19 protein-coding genes and 1 tRNA gene are annotated in these 17,294 nt (G+C 65.7%); 6 read left to right on the top strand and 14 right to left on the bottom strand.

Translation table 11 applies throughout. From position 1 onward, the window contains the following. Positions 1 to 135 precede the first annotated feature (135 nt). Positions 136 to 1,719 carry an indolepyruvate oxidoreductase subunit beta family protein gene (locus Q0L57_RS23345; RefSeq protein WP_296745415.1) on the top strand — a complete coding sequence of 528 codons (1,584 nt, stop codon included), beginning with the start codon at positions 136 to 138 and terminating at the stop codon, positions 1,717 to 1,719. Between the two features lie 19 nt (positions 1,720 to 1,738). Here Q0L57_RS23345 and Q0L57_RS23340 read toward each other — a convergent pair whose 3' ends face one another. Further along, positions 1,739 to 2,185 carry a pyridoxamine 5'-phosphate oxidase family protein gene (locus Q0L57_RS23340; RefSeq protein ID WP_296745414.1) on the bottom strand — a complete coding sequence of 149 codons (447 nt, stop codon included), beginning with the start codon at positions 2,183 to 2,185 and terminating at the stop codon, positions 1,739 to 1,741. A 226-nt stretch (positions 2,186 to 2,411) separates the two neighbouring features. Here Q0L57_RS23340 and Q0L57_RS23335 point away from each other — a divergent pair, with 226 nt between their 5' ends. Then, a complete protein-coding gene (locus Q0L57_RS23335) occupies positions 2,412 to 2,681 on the top strand; it encodes a hypothetical protein (protein WP_296745413.1) in 270 nt (89 codons plus the stop codon). Positions 2,682 to 2,737: 56 nt separating this feature from the next. Here the strand turns inward: Q0L57_RS23335 and Q0L57_RS23330 are convergent, their stop codons facing one another. The 9 genes from Q0L57_RS23330 to Q0L57_RS23290 form a co-directional block, all read right to left on the bottom strand. Then, positions 2,738 to 3,976, bottom strand: a complete 1,239-nt coding sequence (locus Q0L57_RS23330) for a DUF1501 domain-containing protein (RefSeq protein WP_296745412.1) — start codon at positions 3,974 to 3,976, stop codon at positions 2,738 to 2,740. Positions 3,977 to 3,998: 22 nt separating this feature from the next. Then, positions 3,999 to 5,564, bottom strand: a complete 1,566-nt coding sequence (locus Q0L57_RS23325) for a DUF1800 family protein (protein ID WP_296745410.1) — start codon at positions 5,562 to 5,564, stop codon at positions 3,999 to 4,001. Positions 5,565 to 5,674: 110 nt separating this feature from the next. Next, positions 5,675 to 5,965, bottom strand: a complete 291-nt coding sequence (locus Q0L57_RS23320; protein WP_296745409.1) for a hypothetical protein — start codon at positions 5,963 to 5,965, stop codon at positions 5,675 to 5,677. A gap of 110 nt (positions 5,966 to 6,075) precedes the next feature. Next, a complete protein-coding gene (locus Q0L57_RS23315) occupies positions 6,076 to 6,522 on the bottom strand; it encodes a periplasmic heavy metal sensor (protein ID WP_296745408.1) in 447 nt (148 codons plus the stop codon). Beyond that, entirely contained in the window at positions 6,519 to 6,971 is a 453-nt protein-coding gene (locus Q0L57_RS23310) for a hypothetical protein (protein WP_296745407.1), read from the bottom strand. Before Q0L57_RS23310 ends, Q0L57_RS23315 begins: the two co-directional genes overlap by 4 nt. A gap of 74 nt (positions 6,972 to 7,045) precedes the next feature. Next, positions 7,046 to 7,588: an RNA polymerase sigma factor gene (locus tag Q0L57_RS23305; protein WP_296745406.1), complete on the bottom strand. Its 543-nt coding sequence runs from the start codon at positions 7,586 to 7,588 to the stop codon at positions 7,046 to 7,048. Positions 7,589 to 7,633: 45 nt separating this feature from the next. Beyond that, entirely contained in the window at positions 7,634 to 8,062 is a 429-nt protein-coding gene (locus Q0L57_RS23300) for an acid-shock protein (protein WP_296745405.1), read from the bottom strand. Positions 8,063 to 8,214: 152 nt separating this feature from the next. Then, positions 8,215 to 8,403 (bottom strand): DUF2158 domain-containing protein, encoded by a 189-nt coding sequence (locus Q0L57_RS23295; protein WP_296745404.1) that lies wholly within the window; start codon positions 8,401 to 8,403, stop codon positions 8,215 to 8,217. A gap of 103 nt (positions 8,404 to 8,506) precedes the next feature. Further along, positions 8,507 to 8,582 (bottom strand) — tRNA-Thr (locus tag Q0L57_RS23290). Positions 8,583 to 8,923: 341 nt separating this feature from the next. Here Q0L57_RS23290 and Q0L57_RS23285 point away from each other — a divergent pair. Together Q0L57_RS23285 and Q0L57_RS23280 are read left to right on the top strand one after the other, a co-directional pair. Beyond that, positions 8,924 to 10,087 carry a hypothetical protein gene (locus Q0L57_RS23285; RefSeq protein ID WP_296745403.1) on the top strand — a complete coding sequence of 388 codons (1,164 nt, stop codon included), beginning with the start codon at positions 8,924 to 8,926 and terminating at the stop codon, positions 10,085 to 10,087. Between the two features lie 70 nt (positions 10,088 to 10,157). After that, complete coding sequence (locus Q0L57_RS23280) at positions 10,158 to 10,559, top strand: nuclear transport factor 2 family protein (protein ID WP_296745402.1); 402 nt, start codon at positions 10,158 to 10,160, stop codon at positions 10,557 to 10,559. 45 nt (positions 10,560 to 10,604) lie between these two features. On the opposite strand, the gene Q0L57_RS23275 is transcribed toward Q0L57_RS23280, so the two are convergent. Together Q0L57_RS23275 and Q0L57_RS23270 are read right to left on the bottom strand one after the other, a co-directional pair. Beyond that, complete coding sequence (locus Q0L57_RS23275; RefSeq protein WP_296745401.1) at positions 10,605 to 12,203, bottom strand: cisplatin damage response ATP-dependent DNA ligase; 1,599 nt, start codon at positions 12,201 to 12,203, stop codon at positions 10,605 to 10,607. 244 nt (positions 12,204 to 12,447) lie between these two features. Further along, entirely contained in the window at positions 12,448 to 13,458 is a 1,011-nt protein-coding gene (locus tag Q0L57_RS23270) for a ligase-associated DNA damage response exonuclease (protein WP_296745416.1), read from the bottom strand. 105 nt (positions 13,459 to 13,563) lie between these two features. Between Q0L57_RS23270 and Q0L57_RS23265 the strand changes: the two genes are divergently transcribed. Beyond that, complete coding sequence (locus tag Q0L57_RS23265) at positions 13,564 to 14,502, top strand: methyltransferase domain-containing protein (protein ID WP_296745400.1); 939 nt, start codon at positions 13,564 to 13,566, stop codon at positions 14,500 to 14,502. A gap of 73 nt (positions 14,503 to 14,575) precedes the next feature. Next, on the top strand, positions 14,576 to 14,962 hold the full coding sequence (locus Q0L57_RS23260) for a hypothetical protein (RefSeq protein WP_296745399.1): 387 nt from the start codon (positions 14,576 to 14,578) through the stop codon (positions 14,960 to 14,962). On the opposite strand, the gene Q0L57_RS23255 is transcribed toward Q0L57_RS23260, so the two are convergent. Continuing rightward, complete coding sequence (locus tag Q0L57_RS23255; protein ID WP_296745398.1) at positions 14,956 to 15,897, bottom strand: glyoxylate/hydroxypyruvate reductase A; 942 nt, start codon at positions 15,895 to 15,897, stop codon at positions 14,956 to 14,958. The genes Q0L57_RS23260 and Q0L57_RS23255 overlap by 7 nt on opposite strands. A gap of 39 nt (positions 15,898 to 15,936) precedes the next feature. Next, the coding region (locus Q0L57_RS23250) for an ABC transporter ATP-binding protein (RefSeq protein ID WP_296745397.1) at positions 15,937 to 17,294 on the bottom strand (1,358 nt) is incomplete at its 5' end.

Genomic DNA, 17,294 nt, shown 5'->3' with positions numbered 1-17,294 from the left:
TGCTCTGCCCGTCCTTCTACCGCGCCGATGTCGTCCACAATCCCGGCCGCTGGGATCGCTTCCTCGAAAGCGCGCGCCGCGCCGCGATCGGGTTCTTCCAGCGCCGCCGTGAAAACCGCCGTCTGATGTTCGCCGATGCTTGATCACAACGCAGCCCTGCGCCCGAAGGCGGGCGCCCATGACGACGAGCGCGTCATCAAGCTTGCCGTGCTTGCGGTCGGTGGCCAGGGCGGCGGCGTACTTGCCGACTGGATTACCGACGTCGCCGAGCGCAACGGCTACATCGCGCAATCGACTTCGGTCGCCGGGGTCGCCCAGCGCACGGGCGCGACGATCTATTACATCGAGATGGCTCGCGACACCGGCCGGCTGCCGGTCTTCGCGCTTTCGCCCTCGCAGGGCGACGTCGACATCCTGATCGCCGCCGAGCTGATGGAAGCCGGCCGTGCCATCATCCGCGGCTTCGTCACGCCCGAGCGCACGACGCTGATAGCCTCGTCGCACCGTATCGCTGCGGTCTCGGAAAAGATCGAGCCGGGCGACGGCCGCGCGTCATCCGAAAAGGTCCACGCGACGGCGCAAGCGGCCGCGAAAAAGTTCATCGCCTTCGACATGGAGAAGATCGCCGCCGAGAACGGCACCATGATCTCGGCCAGCCTGCTCGGCGCTCTGGCAGGGTCGGATGCGCTGCCCTTCACGCGTGAAAGCTACGAACAGGCCATCGGAGCCGGCGGCCGCGGTGTGAAGCCGAGCCTTGCCGCCTTCGCCGCTGCCTGTGACCGCGCGCGCGGGATCGCTGCTCCGACCGCTGGGACGGCCGCGGCGAAGCCTGCCGTCGCCGAAAGCAAACCGGCGACGCTGGTCAGCGGGCCCGAAACGCTCATGAAGGGCTGGCGGGATCTTGCCGCCCGCGTCGCGGCGCTGCCGGAACCCCTGCGCGACATGGCCGGACGCGGCCTGAAGAAGGTCGTCGACTACCAGGACATCGCCTATGGCGGCGAATATCTCGACCAGTTGGACAAGACCGTCGCGCTGGACGGCGCGGAGCGCGGTTACGCGCTGTCGATCGCCGCTGCCAAACACCTGGCCAACGCCATGTGCTACGACGACATGATCCGCGTCGCCGATCTGAAGACGCGATCGACCCGTGACCTGCGCGTGCGCAGGGAGGTCGGCGTCAAGGACGGTTCGGTCCTGCAGGTGACCGAATATTTCCATCCGCGCATCGAGGAATTCTGCGGCACGCTGCCGGCGGGGCTGGGCAGCTACATTGAAAGCCGGCCCAGGCTAGCCGCCTTCCTAGATCGTCGCATCAATCGTGGTCGCCACATCCGCACCGACAGCTTTTCCGGCTTCGCCATGCTGTGGGTCATCGGCGGCCTGCGCCGCTGGCGCCGCCGCCTGTTGCGCCACAAGGTCGAGGTCGAGCATCTGGAGCGCTGGTATCGATTGGCGCTCGCCCATGCACGTGAAGACTACGCACTTGCCGTGGAGATCCTGAACTGTCGCCGACTTATCAAGGGCTACAGCGATACCCATGCACGCGCCCAGTCGAAATTTGACCGGGTGCTCTCGGCGCTTCCCATGCTCAAGGATCGCGAAGACGCCGCCGACTGGATCCGCCGCCTGCGCGAGGCGGCGCTGAAGGACGAAAGAGGCGACATGCTCGATGGCGCGCTGAAGACGGTGGCGACGCTTGACGATAAGCCGGCTTCATGACGTCGCCCTGAAGGACAGCCTATTCGCTTGCCTCCCGCCCCGAGACCTCTTCGACAAGGATACGGAAAAAGACATGCGGCAAGCTGTTTGACATGGCAGGCGTGACGGGCTTGAGCGCACCGGGCTCCCACCAGTCCGTGTGCTTGCTCAACACCGCCCAGGCGTGGTCGCGCTGAACCTTGTGGCCGATCTGGTCTGGCAGCTCCTCGTAGCGGCCGTTGACAATCACGCTCCTCCAGCCGCGTCCCTGGGTATGTTCTTGTATCTGGGCGCACACCAGGGGATTGGCCCGCAACCAGTCGATCTTCTTGCCCAGCAGGGAGAATGCATAGAGATGGCTGTCGGCGTATGCGTAGTTGAAAGGCACGACATAGGGTTGTCCGTCCTTCGCGCAGGCCAGATGGCCGCTGCGGTTGGCCGCCAGCAATTTCGTGCATTCCAAGGTGGACAGCGTGCGGATCATCATCGGCGTGATCTCCTGTTCACAAGGCCCCTGGCCCAGTTTCTCGTTGATCCTATCGCGGACGCGCCACGGCACATTGATATGGATCAATTCGGCGAAGGCTGGGCTTGCAGTGTCTTGGGCAAAGCCCCGTCAACACGATCTAACGAAGATGTGATCGATCGCCCTCCGACGGGATTCGTCCGTGCCCTCCGTTCTACGCAGGTAGGGACAAATCACGGAGAATCTTATGCTCACAAGGTATTTTCTACCGTTTGCGCTGGCCGCCAGCACCTTGATGCTGTCGGGCGCTGGCTCGCAGGCCATGCCGATGGCGAAGCCCAGCGCGTCGCCGTTGCCGATCGAGACCGTCGGCTGGCGCTGCGGTCCGGGCTGGCACATGAATCGCTGGGGCAGATGCGTGCCGAACGGCCGGCGGGTGATCATCCGGCCGGTTCGCGTTTGGCATCCCGGTTTCTGGCATCACGGCCGCTGGCACCCCGGCTATTGGAGCTATTGATCGCCTCCGATGGCGAACGAACGCCCGCCCCGGAAACGGGGCGGGCGTTCTTTCATCTACGCGATGAGCTCTCGCATCGGATTGACCGCCGCCGAATCCGGAAACACCTTGCCGCCGAGCACAGCGGCCGAAAGCCCGAACTGGTCGGCAAGCAGACCCTTCAGCACGGCCCTGACGTCGCTGGTCGGCGCGAGGTCGCGCTGTTGGTAAAGCTGAGCCGGCTTCAGGCCGGGCCAGTCGGCGATCACGCGCCCGCCCTTGATCGCGCCGCCGGCAAGCAGCACCACCGTGCCGGTACCATGGTCGGTGCCGACCGTGCCGTTGATGCGGGCGGTGCGCCCGAACTCGGTGATCGCGACGATCGCCGTGTCCTTCCAGCGCGCGCCGAGCCCGTTCTGGAACTCTTCGAAGGCTCCGTCGAGACCGCCGAGCAGGTTGGCGAGCCTGCCTGTCGCGCCGCCTTCATTGACATGCGTGTCCCAGCCGTCGAAGGCGAGTGCGGCAATGCGTGGTCCGTCGTCCGCCGCCATCAGCCGCGCCGCGCCCTGCGCGGCCTGGCGCATGCCGGCCGCGTTGTCGAGGCCACCCTTCGGCTTCATCGTCGCGGCGCCAAGCTGGTCGGTCGTCGCCATCTTGTCGGCGTCGAGGCCTTTCTGCAGGGCCGCGGCAAGCGCTGGGTCCCGATGGTTGTAGAGATCGAGCACGCGCTCCGCCAGCGCGTCGCCGGGCGCCGGCAAGGCCTGCGGCGCCCAGCCGAGCACGGGCGCGCCGCCCCGGATCACCAGCGGCGTCGATGGGCCGATCGCCAGTCCGCCGAGCTTGGCCACCCGGTCGCCCTTGGGCAGGTTTTCGAGCGCGCGGTTGAGCCAGCCGGTGGTGGCGTTGCCGGGGCCGGGCAGACCGCTCTCGAGCACGTCCTGCCCATCGAAATGCGAACGGTCGCGGTAACCCGTGGCGGCGGCATGCACGACGGCCGCGTGGCCCGCCTTGAACAGGCGCGCGAACACCGGCATCGCTGGATTGACCGCGAAGAAACTGTCGAGTGGCAGCGCGGCATTCGGGCCCGTGAGCGAAAGCGCTATGTCGCCATGCAGGCCGGCATAATCGGGATCGCCGACCGGTCCGACCGTTGACAGCCCGTCGAGCGCGCCGCGCAGCACGATGACGACAAGCCGGGGGTCGCGGTTGTCGGCGGCGCGGGCGAAGCGCGGCAGGTATGCCCAGGCGAACAGGGCGCCGCCGGTCATCAGCACGGCGCGGCGGGAAGGGTTGGGCGTTTCACAAAGAAGGCTCATGGCGACTTCTCCATAGGCTTGTTCAGCGGCGCTGGAATTCGGGTGCCATCAACAGCAGCGCCAGCGCCTGTTGCTTGGACTCGGCGCGCGCGATCGCCTGCCTTGTCTCGGGCGAGGCGGAAGGGCCGAACAGCTCGTCGAGCATTTCGTTCGGGTTGCCGATGTTGCTTGCCTGCCGGGCAGCCTGCCATGCGATGTCGAGGCGTGTCTTCATGCCCTCGGCAGATGCCCAGGCATCCGTCTGGTCAGGAAACCCGTTGGGGCCTGGCGGCTCCCAAAGCGGCTCGCCCAGCGCCCTCAGCCAGCCAAGCGTGCGTTGCGGCTCGTTGCCGGCGGATGGGCCGATGGCCCGCCTCAGCGAGACGACATAGTCGATCGGCGACCGCAGCTTGGTCAGCGGCGTCGACCAGGCCTGCGGCATGTCGATCAGCGCCTGCGAGACCGCCATGAGGTTGCCGTCCGTCTTGGCGAATACTTCGGCAAGATGGGTAACCGCCGCCGGCGGCGGGTTGTCCGCGATGAAATGGCGGGCGAGCTTGGTGGCGATGTGCAGCGCGGTTGCCGGCTGGCGGGCGATGTCGTTCAGCGCCGCCTCCGCCTGGCCCATGCCGCCGTCGGGATAGGTCTTGCCGAGCAGCATCGCCTTGCCCGGCTGATGCGCATTGGCGTTGAACACGAACGTTCCGGGCTCGCCCAGGCGTCCCTCGCGTCCGGCCATCGTCCAGCCGGTCAACATGCCGGCAAAGCTGGTGACGTCGCCCTGGCTGTAGCCGCTCCCGACACCCAGCGTATGCAGTTCCAGGATCTCGCGGGCGAGGTTCTCGTTGAGCCCTCGGGTTCGTCTCATGCCGGCGCGGGAGTCGGGGCCGATCGACTGCTGGTTGTCGAGATAGAACAGCATCGCCGGATGATGTTCGACCGCGAGCAGCATGTTGGCGAAGTGATCGAACACGAAGGGGCGGATCGCTTCGCGCTCGAAGGCGCCGGCACTGGCCCGCACGACCTGGCCCTTGGCGGCCGAGACGCAGAAATGGTTCGACCAGAAGGCGACCAACCGCTCGACGAACCCTGGGCCCGCGTTGAACGCCCTGTCGAAACGCGCCTTCGCCTCGGCCCTGTAGATATCGGCTTCGACCGGCGGCACGGCCGGCTTTGGTGGCGGCGTCCCGGGCTGAGGTACAGCCGTCGGGGTCTTGGCCGCCATTGCGTCTGGCTTGGGCGCCGTCGCTCCGGACTTGGGTGCGATTGCCCCTGGCTTGGGTGCCATCGCCCCGGGCTGGCCCGCCGGGGCGTCCGTCGCGCTCTGCTGCATGGACGCTTCCGCCATGCGGTCGCGGGCGACCTTGCGCTCCACGTTGGCGGTGATGCTGGCCTGAATGGCCGCGGTGCTGTCGAGCAGCCCGGCGTTTGCCGGGTCGTCGGGGGAAATGAGCGCTATGTCCTGCTGCTTGAGTTCGGCCTTGAGATAGCCGCGCGGGTCGCCGGCGATCTTCTTGAGGTCGTCGCCGGGTCGCGCGCCGAGGCCGAAGCGGTTGAGCGCGACCAGGGCCGCGTCTGGCGCAGCGGCATTTGAATTCGATATGGCCAATGCAGCCTCCATCGCTGAGCCGACGCGGAACCGCGTCGGCCGTCATTTCATGAAGGTCGGAAAACCTTGTGACACCGGCACGCCGGCATCATGAGACAGGCCTTGGAGCCTTACCAGCGGCGCCAGTGATGCCAGCGGTGCCACGGATGCCAGACCGGGCCGATGTAAACGGACGGTCCGCCATAGTAGTAGCCTGGATAGTAATACACGTGGCGGTAGGGCACGCAGCGGCCCCAGGGATTGGGGTGCCAGCCGGGGCCGCAGCCATAGGCCACATGCTCGACGAGCGCCGGCGCCGCAGGCGCGACCGCTGCGATCGGCATCGCCGAGGCGGCACTTGCCGCGACTGTCCCGCCGATGGCGAGCGCGGCAGCAACAGAGTATTTCGTCAGACCGTTCATGGGATACTCCCGAATGTTATCGAGGTTGAAACCGACCTGCCCGCATCACGCCGCAACAGGCTTGTCCCTCTTTTCTTTGAACGGGTGGAGGTTCCTCTTTCCGTCGCTGCTCACTGAGTATTTTTTGCAGGCGGCGGCCGCTGCCTGCCGACATGCCGCACCAGACCTTCGGCCAGCAGGCGGCGATCATCGAGCGAGCTCGATGCCGCGAACTCGACGATGCGCTGCTCCAGCTTGGCGCGGATGGCGACGTCGGCGTTGCGCGCCCGTTCCAGCGCAGCCGCCAGCGCCGCCGTGTCGAGCGTCGGCTGTTGCAGAAGGTTTGCCGCGTCACGCCTCGCTTGCTGTCCGTCGACGATGATCTGGCGTGACTCCCGCCGGACTTCGCGCAATGCCTGACGGAATGCTTTGCGGTCGTCGGTCGGAAGCTGTCCACCGGCGGACTCCAGCGAGTAGCCCGGGTTGCTGCGGCCGATCAGCCAGCCGGCGCCGCCTGCCAGCGCGCCGATGAGAAACACGTTCAGCACCAGCGATGCCGCGACAAGGCGAGGGCTCATAGATCTTCCTCCGTGGGGGAAGCGTCGGGACCGGCATCGCCGAACGACGTCGCATTGGCGTCCATCACATAGTGATCGGAGGAAATGTCGGGCGTGACTACGGTGACCAGGCCAAGGCCGGCCACGGCCCCGGCGAGGCCGATACCGGCAAGCCCGAAGCCCAGCCACCAGAGCCGCCGGCGACGGCCTTGCCTGAGCCGAGTGGCGGCCGCCCCGACAATGGCGCCATGCAGCGCGGGACGCGGGGTTGCGACACGATGGCGATCGAGCATGGCGTCGAGCCTGCCGGCGCGCTCAAGCACGGCACGGCCCTCGGCGCTCTCGGCAAACAGCGTGGCGGCGGCCTGTTCGGCCGGCGGCCAGCGATGCAGCGCGCCGCCATAGGCCTCCGCCAGCGCGGCGAAGCGTTTTGCCTCCATCGGCTTCTCGATATTGCGGTTCTCAGCCATCTCTTTCCCCCTTCCATCGTCTTGACGTGGCCTTCCACGCCACTGCCCGCGATACATGCAGTTCTTTTGCCGCCTCAGTCATTGCCGTCATCTCCAATGAGCATGGCCTGCATCGATCGCCGGCCGCGGGCGAGCAGGCTTTCCAGCGCGTCGACACTGACCTGCATGGCGCTGGCGGCCTCGATGTTGGACAGGTCCTGATAGTAGACCAGCACAATCGCTTCGCGCTGGCGCGGCGCGATGCGTTGCAGCGCCTGCTGAACGCGCCGTTCGTCGTCGCCGGGAACAGCGTCTGGAAGTGCCGCCTCATCGACCACCTCCGGCAGTTCGTCGGTGGTCCATTCGCGACGGCGACGCAGCCGGTCGTAGCAAAGGTTGAGCGCCACGCGATGGATCCAGGTGTCGAAACGCGCGTGGCCCTGGCGCCAGCCGGAAGCATGGCGCCAGATGCGAACGAAGGTCTCCTGGGCGACATCCTCGGCCTCGGCCGGATCGCTGAGCATGCGCGTGGCCAAAGCCAGGATGCGCGGCAGCTTGCGTGCCACCATCGTCTGCACGGCCGCCGCATCGCCGGCACTGATGCGCCGTACCAAGTCCTCGTCCGGATCTGCGCCCATCAGCCGAGGCGCTCCCAAGTTTCATCGTGCTGCATAACCTCTCGGTCATTGCTCCTGATTGGGAGCGGTTTTGTGGCCTGGCATTTCGTCGGCGGTGAGCACGCCGTCGCCATTCTTGTCGAGCTTGGCGAAGCGCTTGGTGAGGAAGGCGTCGAGTTCGGATTTGTCGATGAAGCCGTTGTTCTTGGTATCGATACGCGCGAAGGACTTGGCCGGATCGCCCTTGGCCTTCCGCTTTTCCTGGAATGCGGTCCATTCAGCCAGGGTGATCTTGCCGTCGCCAGTCGTATCGGCGCGCATGAGGATCTTCTCCCTGCGCGCCACGAATTGTTCCAGCGTGATGCCTTGTTTGGCTGCAGTGGCAGGCGCGCTCGCCGCCGGGGCTGGCGCAGGGGTCGGCGTGGGTGTCGTCTGGGCAAACGCTGCGGTGGTCTGCAAACCCAGGGCAATCGCAAGTATCGTACGGCGGATCATGCTCTCTCGTCTCCGGTTGGCGCCGGCCGATCGCAGCCGCGCTTCAGCCGTTAAACGCCGCGACGAGAGAAATCCGTCGGTCGTCCGATCGCGAGAGAAGGTTAGGGACCGGGCAACGCCGGATCGCGGCCTCGCCCGGGGAATAGACTGGGCTATTTCGGCTGATCGACCACCACCAATTGGTCCGACTTGAAACCGGCATGCTGCGGGGTCCAGACGTCGCCCTCGCGGTTGAACCAGTGGCAGAGATAAGTGCCCGACGCCGCGCCGTCGCTCACCGTCATCTCCGGGCCTCCCGACTTCAGCCTGACGACGTCGCCGGTCTTGAAACTATAGGGCATTTTGGCCTCCCAATGCTGCTGAGGCCAGCGAGTTTCACACCAAACTATCCATTCAACAATGGCCGATATGCCAAGGCCGTGTGGTACAGATTATGGGAAAAACTGGTGCCGCTTGCGTGACTCGAACACGCGACCCCATCATTACGAATGATGTGCTCTACCAACTGAGCTAAAGCGGCCCAGGAAGCGCTGGGCTTCCAGAATGCGCTGCGTGATAGACTCAACCGGCCGCTAATTCAAGATGGGCTGTGGCGAATTCCGGTCCGGGGCAGGCAATTCCTGTTTGCGATGTGGCGCGCAAGTGTCGGCGAGCGCCTGTCGCCGAGAACCAGCGCGACCGGCAGTTGCCGTCCGGTGCCCGGTTCGAACTGGGCGAAGGCGACGAAATATGTTGATTCTTCAATAAAAACCGCCGAAATGGCTCGTATGCGCCGGCAAGGCAGCCGCTCGCCCGTTGATTGATCGGTCGCCTGCGGCTAACGATCAGGCAAGTGTGAGCCAACGTGCGGAGGGAGCTCGCTTGGACGCCATCGAGAAAGCGATCCGCAACGCCTTCGAAAAGGGTAATCCCGAGGACCGGGCGTTTCGGGAGAGGGTTTACCGGTCGGCCTTTGCCGCGCTGGACCGCGTCCTGCAGGCCAATCCGAATGTGACGGTGGAGGCGGCGATCGGTCGCCGCAAGGCCGTTCAGGCGAAGATCGCGGAAATCGAATCGGAGTTCCTGCCGGCCGTTCCCGACGTGACGTTGCCTCCACAGGGTGCCGAGCCCACCGGGAGCGCGCCTGAGCCGATGGTGGATGCGCCGCGGCAGGCAACGGCTCAACCGGCGTCTTCGCCGGCGATCACCGTCGACGGGCCGGTGCAGTCCGACGCTTCGGACGCGCCGCGCTCACGTGTGCTGCCGCGCGTGCCAGACATCATGCCGGCCGAAACGGCGCTTCCCGATGCGCCGATGCTGGACGATTCTCCTGGGGCGCGCGTCGGCAACGGCGCCGAGGTGGCGCCCGACCGCGACGAGCGGCGGATCAGGGGACGGCGCTTGCCGCTCACCGCCATCTTTGTCGTCGCGACGCTGGTCGCCGCCGCCGGCATCGGCCTCTACTTTGCCAAGCAGACCGGCGTCTTCAAGACGGCGGCACAGCTCAACACCGGCCCGCCCGAGGCGACGCCGACGCTGGACAGCGAGGACTCTTCCCAGCCGGGCGAGACCGGCTCGCCGCAAAAGCCCGGCGAGGCGGACCAGTCCAAGAACTGGATCAACGTCTTCTCGCCGAGCGATCCGACCCATGTCAGCGCGCCGGCGGACGCCAGCGCCGAGGTGACGAAGGACGACACGGGCCAGTTCCTGCGCATCCGCTCCGGCGCGTCGGGTTCCGCGATCGCCTTCGACGTCGGGCAGGGCGTGCTGGAAAAGCTAGCCGGCAAGCATGCCATGTTCGACATCATCGCGCGCTCGGAAGAGGGCAAGGACACGCAGATATCGGTCGACTGCAATTTCGGCGATCTCGGCGACTGCGGCCGCAAGCGCTACGCCGTCGGCCAGCAGCGTAACGAATATCTGTTCGACGTGCAGTTCCCGAACAAGCATCCGGGCGCCGCCGGCACCATCGCCATAAACTCGGACTTCGACAAGCAGGGCAAGGCGGTCGACATCTACGAGATTCGCGTCTCGATCGCGGAATAATCCCAGCGCCGCCGTCGTTCCTCTTGCAGCATCGCGCGACGGCGCCTGCCGTCGTAGTCGGGAGGAGACCATGAACGCTTCTGGTCCGCAGACGGGAGAAGTTCGCGCGCTGATCGAGCAGTGGGCCGAGGCCGTGCGCCGCAAGGACATGGATGGCATCCTGCGTCATCACGCGGCTGACTTCATCATGTTCGACGTGCCGCCTCCGCTGCAATCCAGAGGCATCGAGGCCTATCGCGACACCTGGCCCTTGTTCTTCGGAGCCTCGCCCAACCCGCCTGTTTTCGACATCGTCGATCTGAAAATCACGGCAGGCGCCGATGTGGCGTTCGCTGTCGCGCTGATGCGGTGCGTGGTCGTGACGGACGGCCAGCCCAGCGATCTCGATTTTCGGCTGACCATCGGCTTCGAGAAGATCGCCGGACAGTGGATATTCATGCACGAGCACCATTCCGTGCCGGCGGTCGACTAACCTTTGAGTTGTTGATCTTTCACGCAAGCTCCCGGCGGAATTGCCTTAGTCGAGCAATGCCTGCAGCGTCTCGATACGGTCGGCCTCGGCGGCCGGCTTGTCCCAGCGTAGGCGAGAGATGCGGGGGAAGCGCATGGCGACGCCCGATTTGTGGCGCGTCGAACGGTTGAGGCCCTCGAACGCCACCTCCAGCACCAGTCCGTTGTTCCGGTCGGCGCGCACGGAGCGCACCGGCCCGAACCGTTCGATCGTGTTGTCGCGGACATATTTGTCGATCTCTCTCAGTTCCTCGTCGGTGAAGCCGAAATAGGCCTTGCCGACCGGAACCAGTTCTTCCGCGCCCTCCGGCCCGGCCCAGACGCCGAACGTGTAGTCGGAATAGAAGCTGGAGCGCTTGCCGTGGCCGCGCTGGGCATACATCAGCACCGCGTCCACCGTGTGCGGATCGCGCTTCCATTTGAACCAGGGGCCTTTCGGCCGGCCGGCAAGGTAGGGCGAATCCCAGCGCTTCAGCATCACCCCTTCGATGATGGGATGCGGCGGCGCCTGCCGCAGGCGCTCCAGGGTTTCCCAACCGGGGAATTCGACCAGCGGCGAGAGATCGAAACGGCTGGGATCGAGCGTCGCCACGAAGGTTTCAAGCCGCTTGCGGCGCTCGGCGAAAGGCAGCGCGCGCAAATCCTCGCCGTCGATCTGCAGCGCGTCGTAGCAGCGCATGAAGGCCGGATATTGCTGCTGTATCCTCGGCGACACGCTCTTGCGGTTCAGCCGCTGCTGCAGGTCGGAGAAGGTTCCTGTCGCCTCACGCGGATCGCCGACCAGCAATTCCCCGTCTAGCGTCGCCTCGAAATGCATTGCCGCGGCAAGGTCCGGAAAGGCGCCCGACACATCGTCGCCGGTGCGCGAATAGAGCCGGCGGACGCCGCCCTCGCACACCGCCTGCACACGGATGCCGTCCCATTTCCACTCCGCCGCGTAGTCGGACGGATCGAGATTTTCGAGGTCCCCGTCGTCGATGGCGTTGGCAAGCATCACCGGCCGGAATAGCGCGAGCGCCGCACTCTTCGGCTTGTCCGCGCGGCCTTCCAGCCAGGCGAACAGCTCGGTGTAAGGCGGTGTCAGCCCGTGCCAGAGCTCCTCGATCTCGGCGACGTCGACCTTACCGAGGTCGGCCAGGGCCTGCTTGGCGAGCCGCGCCGACACCCCGATGCGCAGGCCGCCGGTGACCAGCTTGATGATGGCGAAGCGGGCCGAGATGCTGGCGCTGTCGAGCAGCCGCGCCAGCACCTTCGGTCCGTCGGATCGGCTCGCCGCCTGCAGCTTGCCGACCACCTCGGCAAGCGTCGGCGCATGGTTCGGTATGTGGCCTATGGGCTGCGGCCAGACCAGCGACACGGTCTCGGCGAGATCGCCGACATAGTCGTAGGAATAGCCGAACAGCACCGGATCCATGCGTTCGACCACCAGCGCTCGCAGCATGGCTGGTTTCACCGAAGCGATCGACAGGTCGCCCGTGAGCGCCGCCAGCGCCAGCCCGCGATCGGGATCCTCGACGCCGTGGAAATAATCGGTGAGCAATGTGAGCTTGCCGTTGCGCGACGGCGTCAGCACCAGCCGGTCGAGAAGTTCGGCGAAGCGGTTCATAGCCGGGCGCGCCCGGCCAATGGCGAAAGCCAGCGCGCGGCACCCCTGTCTGGCCTGCCGGCCATCTCCCTCTCAAGGGGGGAGATCAGATGTTTCGCCGGCTTTCGCCAATCTTCAACGTCGCAGAAGATGTGCCGGCATCGAAACTGCCGGACATCTCCCCCCAAGTGGGGGAGATGTCCGGCAGGACAGAGGGGGGCGCCGTGGAGCGCGACGTTAGCGATTGTCGGAGCGACGTCTGCCATCAATCGCCCTCATCCTCATACCCCACCAAATGCAGCGGCCTCGCCGCGATGCCCTCCAGTTCGCACCAGCGCACCAGGGCCTCCTCGCGGCCGTGCGTCACCCAGATCTCTTGCGCCCCCGTCTCCTTGATGGTTGCGGTGAGCTCGTCCCAGTCGGCATGGTCGGAAATGATCAGCGGCAGTTCCACGCCGCCTTGCTTGGCGCGCTGGCGGATGCGCATCCAGCCGGAGGCGAAGCAGGAGATCGGGTCGGGGAAGCGGCGGGCCCAGCGGTCGGCGAAGGCGGCCGGCGGGCCAACCACGATGGCGCCGGCGAAATCGGCCTTGCCGCCGCTTTCGACCGTTGCCGGTTCCAGCGTCCCCAGATCGATGCCCTGGTTCTGATAATATTCGCTGAGCTTCGCCAGCGCGCCGTGGATGTAGATCGGCCGGTCATAGCCCGCGTCGCGCAGCAGCCGCATCACGCGCTGCGCCTTGCCCAGCGCATAGGCGCCGATCAGGTGCGAGCGCTCGGGAAACTGCCCCGCCGATCTGAGCACGCGCTCGATCTCTTCGTGATCGGGCGGATGGCGGAACACCGGCAGGGCGAAGGTCGCCTCGGTGATGAAGACATCGCAGCGGATTGGCTCGAACGGCAGGCAGGTGGCGTCGTTCTGGCGCTTGTAGTCGCCGGAGGCTACGATGCGCATGCCCCGGTGCTCGACGGCGATCTGGGCCGAACCCAGCACGTGACCCGCCGGGTGGAAGGTGACCGAGACGCTGTTGATCTCCATCGTCTCGCCGAGGGTCGCGGCCTGGGTCGTCCCTGCAAAATTCTCGCCGTAGCGCAGCCCCATGATGTCGAGCGTCTGTTGCGTGGCGAGCACCGACCTGTGGCCGGCGCGCGCGTGGTCGGAATGGCCGTGGGTGATCAGCGCCCGGCCGACCGATTGGATCGGGTCGATGAAGAAATCGCCGGGCGGACAGTAAAGCCCTTCCGGCCGGGGTTTGAGCAGGTCGCTGGCGCGCATCGCCCCAAGATAGTGGCTAATTTTCGGGCGGGAAGCCCGTTGCATGAGACTACTGACTCGTCCTACAGCCCACTGCCGGCTGCTCGCCGGCGGGATCTATCCTACATGAAACCGCTTCAGGCCTCGTCCGGCGACTTGAACGCCGATCGCCGCGCCGACTTCGCCGAGATGCTGCTGGCCTCTGGCGAGCCCGCGCAGGCGGCGGAGCTTCTGCTTGGCGTGCTGGAGCTGGCGCCGCAATGGGTGGCGGGCTGGTTCCGGCTCGGCGAGATGCAGGAGGCCGCGGGCCTGCTCGATCAGGCGGGCGAAGCCTGGACGATGGCCTTGAAGCTCGAACCGGGCGACCGGCTGGGCGCCGCGCTCAAGCTGCAGTTGGTCGGCCGCGGGCCAGTGATGGCGGCGCCGCCCAGCGCATTTGTCGAGACCTTGTTCGATCACTATGCCGACAGCTTCGAGGAATCGCTGGTTGAAAAACTCGGCTATCGCATGCCGGAGGTTCTCGAGCGCACAATTCGCGCGGCAAAGCCCGGCCGCTTTCGGCTGGCGCTCGACCTCGGCTGCGGCACCGGCCTGATGGGCGAAAGGCTGCGGCCGATGGTCGACCGGCTGGAGGGCTACGACATCTCGGCCAGCATGTTGAGGAAGGCGAAGGCCAAAGGTATCTACGACCTGCTGGCCAAGGCCGACCTCCAGCATTTTTCCCCTTCCGGCGCGAGAGCCGACCTCGTGGTGGCGGCTGACGTGTTCATCTATGTCGGCGCGCTCGATCGCATCGTCGCGGCGGTAGCGGGATTGCTGGCCGATGACGGCCTGTTCGCGTTCTCGGTGGAGACGCTGGCCGGCGACGGCGACTTCGCCCTGCTGCCATCACGTCGCTATGCGCATTCGGAAAACTATGTGCGGCGCGTCCTTGCCGACAACGTGCTCTCGATCCTGTCGCTGGAAAGCACGACCATTCGCAACGATCGCCATGCGCCAGTGCCAGGGCTGGCTGTGCTGGCCGGCAAAGCGCCTTCTATCGATGAACGAAACACGGGTAGATGAGGCGCAATCTGCTGCGAAAAAGCCCGATTCGCATGTCGGGTTGGGCCAGGGGCGGATACCACGGAGGAAACCCATGCGCTGGAACATGGTGGTGTTGGCGTCCTGCCTGATGGTGGCCGGCTGCGTCGGCGGTACGTCGATGTCTGAACGCCAGGACGAAGACGTGCAATCGTCGCTGCAATATGACGACGTGCCTTGCGATCAGCTGATTGCCAACCGCAATGCCTTGGCGCAGCAAAACAACCTGCCTATAACCGCCAAGCCGACCTTCTCCAATCCGGCGATGGGCTTCGGCCCGTTCACACCGGACGTGCGCTCCAAGGCCAAGCGCGACAGCGACAAGGCCGCCGGCGAGATCGATGCCATGAACCGCTCGATCGACCGCCGCGATTGCGGCAAGCCGAAGAAGAAGGAAACATTCGCGCTGCCGGGCTCGAAACCTGCTTCGCCGGCTCAGTAACCGGCTTCGCGGTCGACCAGATTGTCGAGCTTTTCGCCGCGCTCGAAGGCGGCCATCTGTCGAAGCATGATCGGCACGAGATGCTCGGGGTCGGAGGTCGCGGCCGCATGCGGCGTGACGAACAGTTTCGGATGGCTCCACAGCGGGCTGGTTTTCGGCAGCGGCTCGACCTCGAACACATCGAGGCTCGCTTCCTTCAGCGTGCCGTCGTCCAGCGCGCGCAGGATGTCGGCATCCTTCTGCAGCCGGCCGCGCCCGGCATTGATCAGCACCGCCCCGCCGAGGCCGTTGTGCCTGCGCAGTTCCTTCAGCAGGCCGTAATTGATGATGCCTTGCGTCTGCGGCGTGAGCGGCAAGAGCACCACCAGGATGTCGGTGGCGTTGAGGAAGGGGATCAGCCCGGCTTCGCCGACATAGGTCGAAACGCCTTGCATCGGCCGGTCCGTGCGCGACCAGCCGTTGACGGCGAAACCGAGCGAGAGCAGCACCGACGCCGCCGCGCGGCCGAGATGGCCAAGGCCCATGATGCCGACCGAGATATCGCCCGCGGGACGCTGCTGAGCCTCACGCCACATCTTCTTCGGCTGCAGCGCCCGGTAGAACATGCCCTGGCGATGATGGTCGAGCACCCGCCAGACGACATATTCGGTCATGTACTGGGTGAGGTTGTCGGCAACCACCCTGACGATCGGCACGTCGGGCAGGCCGGGATCGGTGAAGATGTGATCGACGCCGGCGCCGATCGAGAAGATGGCGCGCAGGTTGGGCAAGGACGCAAGGATGTTCGGCTTCTGCTTCCACACCACGGCGTAGGTGATCGAGGGATCGCTGGCGCCGTCCGGCTCCAGCACCACCTCGCGATCGGCGGCGAGCAGCTCACGCCAGTGCTGCGGGTGAAAGCCGGTGACGGCAAGCAATATTTTGCCTTTGTCCATTCGCGGATTTTCTTTCCTGTTATGTCGGTCCAGCCAGGCCTATTCGCTAACGACGCCGGTCGGCGCCGTTTCGATCTTGAAGGCGGCCGAGATCAGCGCCCGGGTATAGTCGGTCTGCGGGCTGCCGAAGATCTGTTCGGAAGGGCCTGCCTCGACGATCTGGCCATTGCGCATGACGATGACGTCGTTGGCAAGGGCGCGGATGACTTTCAGGTCGTGGCTGATGAAGAGATAGGCGAGATTGTGCTTGGCCTGCAGGTTACGCAAAAGGTCGACCACCTGCGCCTGCACGCTCATGTCGAGCGCCGAGGTCGGCTCGTCCAGCATGACGAAGCGCGGGTTGAGCACCATGGCCCGGGCGATGGCCACGCGCTGGCGCTGGCCGCCGGAAAACTCGTGCGGGTAGCGGTGGCGCGTTTCGGGGTCGAGCCCGACCTCCTTCAGCACGTCGACGACCTTGTCGTCGCGTTCGTCGGGCGTGAGCTTCGGCGCGTGGATCTTCAACCCTTCTTCGATGATCTCCGCGATCGACATGCGCGGGCTCAACGAGCCGAACGGGTCCTGGAAGACGATCTGCAACTGGCGCCTCAGCGGCCGCATGGCGCTGAAGGACAGCTGGTTGATGTCGCGGCCTTCGAAGTTGATCGCCCCGGTCGAGGAGATCATCCGGGCCAGCGCCAGGCCGAGCGTCGTCTTGCCTGATCCGGATTCGCCCACCACGCCGAGCGTCTGGCCGGCGCGCACCGTGACGTCGATGCCGTCCACCGCCTTCACGTGATCGACGGTCTGGCGGAAGAAGCCTCGCTTGATCGGGAACCACACCTTGATGTCCTTGCCGGTTATCACCGCCTTGGCGTCGGCGTTTGCCGCGGGTGGCCTGCCCTTGGGCTCGGCGGCCAGCAGGTGTTTCGTGTAGGCGTGCTGCGGATTGGCGAATATGCCCTTGGTCGGGCCGGTCTCGACGATCTTGCCCTTGGTCATCACGCAGACGCGGTCGGCGATCTTGCGCACGATGCCGAGGTCGTGGGTGATGAACAGCATCGACATGCCCTTGCGGGCTTTGAGCTTGGCGAGCAGTTCGAGGATCTGCGCCTGCACGGTGACGTCGAGCGCCGTCGTCGGCTCGTCGGCGATCAGCAACTCCGGTTCGTTGGCCAAAGCCATGGCGATCATGACGCGTTGGCGCTGGCCGCCCGAAAGCTGGTGCGGATAGGCGTCTAGCCGCTTCTGCGGATCGCGGATACCGACCTCGTTGAGCAGCTCCAGCGTGCGTGCACGGGCCGGCTTGTCCTTCAGCCCTTGGTGCAGTTGCAGCACTTCGACGATCTGCTGCTCGATCGTATGCAGCGGGTTGAGCGAGGTCATCGGCTCCTGGAAGATCATGGTGATCTTGTTGC

The sequence above is a fragment of the Mesorhizobium sp. genome (assembly GCF_024509055.1).
Lineage (GTDB): Bacteria > Pseudomonadota > Alphaproteobacteria > Rhizobiales > Rhizobiaceae > Mesorhizobium.
This window is presented reverse-complemented; position numbering and strand designations above follow the sequence as displayed.

Excerpts from the sequence above, each read along its gene's own strand:
- Q0L57_RS23260 (WP_296745399.1), top strand. The coding sequence starts at position 14,576 with ATGCGCTGGAACATGGTGGTGTTGGCGTCCTGCCTGATGGTGGCCGGC.
- Q0L57_RS23345 (WP_296745415.1), top strand. The coding sequence starts at position 136 with ATGCTTGATCACAACGCAGCCCTGCGCCCGAAGGCGGGCGCCCATGAC.
- Q0L57_RS23280 (WP_296745402.1), top strand. The coding sequence starts at position 10,158 with ATGAACGCTTCTGGTCCGCAGACGGGAGAAGTTCGCGCGCTGATCGAG.
- Q0L57_RS23300 (WP_296745405.1), bottom strand. The coding sequence starts at position 8,062 with ATGATCCGCCGTACGATACTTGCGATTGCCCTGGGTTTGCAGACCACC.
- Q0L57_RS23270 (WP_296745416.1), bottom strand. The coding sequence starts at position 13,458 with ATGCGCGCCAGCGACCTGCTCAAACCCCGGCCGGAAGGGCTTTACTGT.
- Q0L57_RS23255 (WP_296745398.1), bottom strand. The coding sequence starts at position 15,897 with ATGGACAAAGGCAAAATATTGCTTGCCGTCACCGGCTTTCACCCGCAG.
- Q0L57_RS23315 (WP_296745408.1), bottom strand. The coding sequence starts at position 6,522 with ATGAGCCCTCGCCTTGTCGCGGCATCGCTGGTGCTGAACGTGTTTCTC.
- Q0L57_RS23335 (WP_296745413.1), top strand. The coding sequence starts at position 2,412 with ATGCTCACAAGGTATTTTCTACCGTTTGCGCTGGCCGCCAGCACCTTG.
- Q0L57_RS23320 (WP_296745409.1), bottom strand. The coding sequence starts at position 5,965 with ATGAACGGTCTGACGAAATACTCTGTTGCTGCCGCGCTCGCCATCGGC.
- Q0L57_RS23330 (WP_296745412.1), bottom strand. The coding sequence starts at position 3,976 with ATGAGCCTTCTTTGTGAAACGCCCAACCCTTCCCGCCGCGCCGTGCTG.
- Q0L57_RS23340 (WP_296745414.1), bottom strand. The coding sequence starts at position 2,185 with ATGATGATCCGCACGCTGTCCACCTTGGAATGCACGAAATTGCTGGCG.
- Q0L57_RS23305 (WP_296745406.1), bottom strand. The coding sequence starts at position 7,588 with ATGGGCGCAGATCCGGACGAGGACTTGGTACGGCGCATCAGTGCCGGC.
- Q0L57_RS23275 (WP_296745401.1), bottom strand. The coding sequence starts at position 12,203 with ATGAACCGCTTCGCCGAACTTCTCGACCGGCTGGTGCTGACGCCGTCG.
- Q0L57_RS23265 (WP_296745400.1), top strand. The coding sequence starts at position 13,564 with ATGAAACCGCTTCAGGCCTCGTCCGGCGACTTGAACGCCGATCGCCGC.
- Q0L57_RS23295 (WP_296745404.1), bottom strand. The coding sequence starts at position 8,403 with ATGCCCTATAGTTTCAAGACCGGCGACGTCGTCAGGCTGAAGTCGGGA.
- Q0L57_RS23310 (WP_296745407.1), bottom strand. The coding sequence starts at position 6,971 with ATGGCTGAGAACCGCAATATCGAGAAGCCGATGGAGGCAAAACGCTTC.